Here is a 4,225-nt window from a genome sequence, read left to right on the forward strand (position 1 = left end):
CCAGGTACGACAAACGCGACTACATCTTCAACGGCACCCTGGCCACGGCAGCCATCGTGATCTGGCTCCGCGACCTCATCAAAGAACCATCAGACACGGCCTAGGTCGGTGGCATGAAGCCGGCGTCTTCGAGGCGCTGCACGGCATCCTGCTCGCCGAGTTGCACGCGGCCGACGCCCTGGACTGGACCCGGGCCTGCGTGGATGCCTCCCACATCCGCGCAAAAAAGGAGGGAGGCGGCTGGCCCGTCACCGGTCGACCGCGGGAAAACGGGCAGTAAACACCATCTGGTCTGCGACGGGAAGGGCACCCCGTTCAAGGTCATCACCACCGCGGCCAACGTCAACGACGTCACTCAGACCCTGGCGCTGGTCGACGGCATCCCGCCCGTGGCCGGAAAGCCCGGCCGGCCGCGTAGGCGCCCCGACGCGCTTCTGGGCGACAAGGGCTACGACAGCAACCCCAACCGGCGCGAGCTGCGCAGGCGCCGGATCCTGCCAGTGATCTCCCGCAAGGGCGCCCCCAACATCAAGGGCCTGGGCAAGCTCCGCTACGTCGTCGAGCAGACCTTCTCGCTCCTGCAGCACTTCAAGCGCCTGGCTGTCCGCTGGGAACGGCGCCTCGACCTGCACGACGCTCTCGTCTCCCTCGCCTGCGGCCTCATCTGCTGGAGACGCCTCAAGAAGGTCCGCAGCAGATCAGAAGGGCAGCGGCTCGAAGCTGAGTGACTCGGTATATCCCAGGGACCACCGACCAGGAACGGCGGCGCAGATCGCATCCAAATCGGCGTGGGTCCGGCCCCGGGCGTGAAGCCAGCTGTGGACGTCCAGGCCATCTTCGCGCAGCAGCTTGCCCGGGGCAGAGAACCATGTTGAAGCGGTCGGGAGATCCGTTCAGCCGATGGTGAAGCGCTGGTTCTGGGCGTTTCGGTCGCAGGGGGCAGTGCGGTAGTAGCCGTTGTCCTGCTGGTAGAGGCAGCGGCCCGTGCCGACGCTCTGGAGCATGATGGCGCTGCGGGCGGCGGGCTGGACGGTGCGCCACTTCTGGTATGAGCCGCCGTTACAGCGCAGGGGGTAGACGTCGCCCCGGTCATTGCTGTCGAGGCAGCGGCCCCAGTAGTTGTTCTTAAGAGTGGTGCTGGTGTTGAGGCGGCCGTTCCACTGCCACAGGAGGCTGCCGCGTCCGGTGGTGCAGCGGTCGCCCTTGAGGCCGGTTTCGTCAGTCTCGCGCAGGCAGTCACCGTAGCGGTAGTTCGCGAAGCGGCTGGTGGCGGTGGCAGCCGAGGCGGATGTGGCGGTGAGGAGGGGGAGGGCGAGGCCGACTGCGGCGACGAGGGCGGCGAAGGCTTTCCGGGTCGGGAGGCGCACTGGGGGTCTCCTTACAGTGGTTTTCAGAGGTACCTCAACAGGATCCCCGAACACCACCGCCTACGCCTGAAGAATGGGGAAAACCCGCTGACGATCCTGAAGGCCCGCGAGGAGGTGCTACGGCGTAGCTGACACTCGTGCCACAGAACGTAGCGGAAGCCCGAGCCGCATCGCCAAGAGACAATCAGGCCGCCAGAGAGCGCGGCCTCCAGGGCCAATCCGCAGCTTGGCAGCTCGCCAGAGCGGCCAAGCATGGATCCGAAGAACGCGATGCCTCGACGACACGACCAAGATCGTGTTACGAGCTCTATGCCTCCCGCCCCCGGGCCGCCCCGCCCCAGCCGGTTACGTCCCGCCGCCCCGGTCATCCCGTATCAGTGCACCGGCTCCGGTGTAGCCACCGCGACACGCTCGTGGCCGGAGGTTCGGGGGTTACTCGGATGGGGCTGCGGTCGTTCAGCCGGTATGAAGCCATTCAGCAGACCATCGGCTGGGGCCGTCCTCGCGGCCCTGCTCGTACTCAGTGCGGCGTCCGCGGCACAGGCCGCTCCCAAGCTCCCAGGCGATACGCTCAAGAGCGTTTCTGTTATCCCGCATAAAAAGGAGTTCCAGGTGCCGCAGGACACGCCGGACGAGCAGTCAGTCACCCTCAAGCAGGAATACATCCAGGTGCTTCCGGACTCGCTGGGCAAGCCGGACCCCCAGGAGTACACCCCCCTGTCGGACACGCTGGACGAGAAGCCAGCCTCCTAACAGGAATACGTCCAAGTGCTGCCGGACTCCGCCGGACCGGCACCCATAGGCACCAGCGCTCGGCCGTGCGCTCGCTCTGCTCTGCTGGTTGCCGCCGCCTGGCGAGCTCCGGCGTAGTCCGGCAGGCAGCCTTGACTCCGGCCCCGGAAGCCGGAGGTATGAACGCGCCGCTCACCTTGGCTTCCGACCAGGCCATTGGAGACCCTGCCCCAGGGCCCGGGACGGGTCTGCGAGCCAGAGTTCGGCGGGGACCGGATGACGGAGGAGCGGACTGGGTCGAGCACGGTTTTGCGGTCCAGGTCGGGGCAGGTCCGTGGTACACGTGGAACGTCTCGCGCGGCCACTGCTGTCGGCGCTCGGCCGCCGTGGGGACGATGCCGAGAAAGACCTGGGGCAAGGGCGTCGGCGGTGAGGAGGTAGCCAAGTCGGGCGGCCATGGCGTCGGCGCCGCAGACCCGGTGGCGCAGGACGGACTCCTCCATCAGCGCGACCAGTCGGTTGCCCGGGTTCGTGGATGATCCCGCTGAGCTCGACGCGGGCCCGGGCGGCGGCCCTGCTGTCGTCGACGGGGACGTTGCGAAACCGCGCGCTCATCTCGAGGCCGCGAGGCGCTGGCTCGCGCCCGGAACTGCCCGGCGGTTCCCTCGCCGACCGTTAGCGGTAGTTCGTTGCATTCGGCGGTGGTGTGGGGTGACGACGGATCGAGTTGGTCGTAGGCCGGTGACAGCGCCGCCCCTGTCTGCGGTAAGCGTGTTTTCTCACCGATTCTGTGGCGGGGCGTGCGGGGTGGGGGCGCGGTGGAGATCGTCAGGGGTGAGGGTGGTGTGGGTGTGGTGACCGGTGAGCTGCAGGCAGTTGGTGAGGTCGGTTTTCAGGCAGCGCAGGGTGTGGCGGACACCGCTCTGGCCGGCGACGGCCAGAGCGTACATCCAGGGCCGGCCGAGCAGGACAGCGTCCGCGCCCAGGGCCAGCGCGGTGTAGACGTCGCTGCCGGTGCGGATGCCGGAGTCGAAGAGGACGGGCACATGCCCGCGGGCGGCCCGCACCACGGGCGGCAGGCAGTCCAGGGCAGGGCGCGCGTTGTCGAGTTGGCGTCCGCCGTGGTTGGAGACGATGACCGCGTCGGCGCCGGCGTCGATGAGCCGGGACGCCTCGCGGGGATCGCACACGCCTTTGACGACGACGGGCAGCGCGGTCCAGGCCTTGAGGCGGGTGATATGTCCGGGGGTGAAGGTCGCGGTGTTGAAGAGGCTGCCCCAGGTAATGACCGCCTTGCGCAGCGCTTCCGGACTGGCGTGGGGGTTCTCGCCGAGCAGGGCGCAGAAGACGGGGTCGCTGAAGTAGTTCGCCAGGCCCTTGCCCGCGAAGAACGGGAAGTAGCCCGCCGCGAGATCGCGTGGCCGCCACCCCAGCAGGTAGGTGTCCGCGGTGACCACCAGCGCCCCGTAGCCGGCTTGTTCGGCGCGGGCCACGAAGGAACGGGCGAGATCCTCGTGCTCGGGCCAGTACAGCTGGAACCAGCGTCGCCCCGCAGGGGCCGCCACCGCCACCTCCTCCAACGTCACGGAGGAGACCGTCGACAGGATCTGCACCACACCCTCGTCCGCAGCAGCCCGGGCCACCGCCCGTTCCCCCTCGCGGTGGGCGATCTCCGCGACGCCCAGCGGCGCCAGAAGCACCGGCGCGCTCATCGCCGTGCCCAGCACACTGGCGCCGATATCACTCGCGGAACCGTCCCGCAGCACCCGCGGCGTGACACTCCACTGCGCGAACACCGCCCGGTTCGCCGCGACCGCCCGCTCTGTGCCCGCGCCCCCGGCCACGTACCCGAACGCCTCGGCGGGCATCACACTGCGCGCGGTCTCCTCCCACTCCCGCGCGCCGAAGGGAAGCCTCACAGGCTCCCCCTCCAGTGCCTGCCAGTAGACGCTCTCCTGAAATCCGCCGACGAGATTCACGCTGCCCTGCCCCTTCCACCGCAACCTGCCATGCCGTCACGGTTACTGACTTGCGCTCGTCGGGGTGAATTCTCGCGAAGTCCCTGGGGGGTGTGGGTGGATGGCTGTATCCGTGGTGTATGAGATACGCGGATGGGGGCGGGTTGA

Annotated in this window: 4 protein-coding genes; 2 read left to right on the forward strand and 2 right to left on the reverse strand. The window is 68.5% G+C overall.

Going from position 1 to position 4,225, the window contains the following annotated elements:
• Positions 1-203: 203 nt before the first annotated feature.
• Positions 204-728 (forward strand): IS5 family transposase, encoded by a 525-nt coding sequence (locus ABD374_RS31695; RefSeq protein ID WP_344500096.1) that lies wholly within the window; start codon positions 204-206, stop codon positions 726-728.
• Between the two features lie 165 nt (positions 729-893).
• Here ABD374_RS31695 and ABD374_RS31700 read toward each other — a convergent pair whose 3' ends face one another.
• Positions 894-1,367, reverse strand: a complete 474-nt coding sequence (locus ABD374_RS31700; RefSeq protein ID WP_344500098.1) for an RICIN domain-containing protein — start codon at positions 1,365-1,367, stop codon at positions 894-896.
• A 612-nt stretch (positions 1,368-1,979) separates the two neighbouring features.
• Here ABD374_RS31700 and ABD374_RS31705 point away from each other — a divergent pair.
• Complete coding sequence (locus ABD374_RS31705; RefSeq protein WP_344500100.1) at positions 1,980-2,120, forward strand: hypothetical protein; 141 nt, start codon at positions 1,980-1,982, stop codon at positions 2,118-2,120.
• 758 nt (positions 2,121-2,878) lie between these two features.
• Here ABD374_RS31705 and ABD374_RS31710 read toward each other — a convergent pair.
• Entirely contained in the window at positions 2,879-4,078 is a 1,200-nt protein-coding gene (locus tag ABD374_RS31710) for an alpha-hydroxy-acid oxidizing protein (RefSeq protein ID WP_344500102.1), read from the reverse strand.
• Positions 4,079-4,225: the final 147 nt, after the last annotated feature.

This window comes from Streptomyces enissocaesilis (assembly GCF_039533765.1).
GTDB lineage: Bacteria > Actinomycetota > Actinomycetes > Streptomycetales > Streptomycetaceae > Streptomyces > Streptomyces enissocaesilis.

What these genes read in the sequence shown, in the direction of transcription:
- ABD374_RS31695 (WP_344500096.1), top strand. Translation starts at nt 204, where the DNA reads ATGCCTCCCACATCCGCGCAAAAAAGGAGGGAGGCGGCTGGCCCGTCA.